General features: G+C 61.3%; 1 pseudogene. It reads left to right on the forward strand.

The features are described 5' to 3' along the window. Positions 1-832 (forward strand): annotated as a pseudogene (locus tag ACM6JQ_RS15995) (type IV secretion protein Rhs); the annotation flags it as partial.

Consider the following 832-nt stretch of genomic DNA (forward strand, 5'->3'; position numbering starts at 1 on the left):
CAGGTTACCCATTACTACTACGACACTCGTGGCCAGTTGCTGTCGATCCGTTACCCGGACAGCAGCCGGCATCGGCTGGTCTGGAATGCCCTCGGCCAACTCATTGAAGAGACCTTGCCCGACGGCGGCGTGCGGCGTTTTTCCTACGACGCACTGGGGCGACGGACCACAACCGCCGACGAACACGGTGCGGTCACCCGTCAGCATTGGGATGCGGTTGGCCGACTGATCCAGACGACATCTCCTACCGGCAATACCCGTGCTTACAGCTACGGCGCCTACGGTCAGGTCACTGCCGAGCGCGATGAACTGGGGCGCATCACCCGCTACGAATACGACGACGATCTGCACCTGGTTTCGCGGCGGATCAACCCCGACGGCACGCAGGTGCAGTACCGCTACGACCATGCGCAGTTATTGCTCACCGAGATTGAAAACGAGTCCGGGGAAAAATACCGGCTGGACTACACGCCGACCGGGTTGATTCGTCAGGAGGTCGGTTTTGACGGTCGGCGTACAGCGTACGCCTATGACCTCAACGGGCATCTGCTGGAGAAGACCGAGTTCGGTGATGACGGCTCTTGTTTGCTCACTGCTTATGAGCGCGATGGCGCAGGCCGGTTGCTCGTCAAAACCCTGCCCGACGGCATCAAGGTCAGTTACCAATACGACCGTCTCGGCCGCTTGATCAGTGTCGACGACGGCCAGCAACACCCGCTGGCCTTCGAGTACGACCGTCAGGACCGGCTGATCACCGAGCACCAAGGCTGGGGCTCCCTGCGTTACCGCTACGATGCCTGCGGCCAGCTCAAGCGCATGCGTCTGCCGGACA

Origin of the sequence: Pseudomonas sp. IT-232MI5, assembly GCF_949767845.1 — a bacterium.
Taxonomy (GTDB): Bacteria; Pseudomonadota; Gammaproteobacteria; order Pseudomonadales; family Pseudomonadaceae; genus Aquipseudomonas.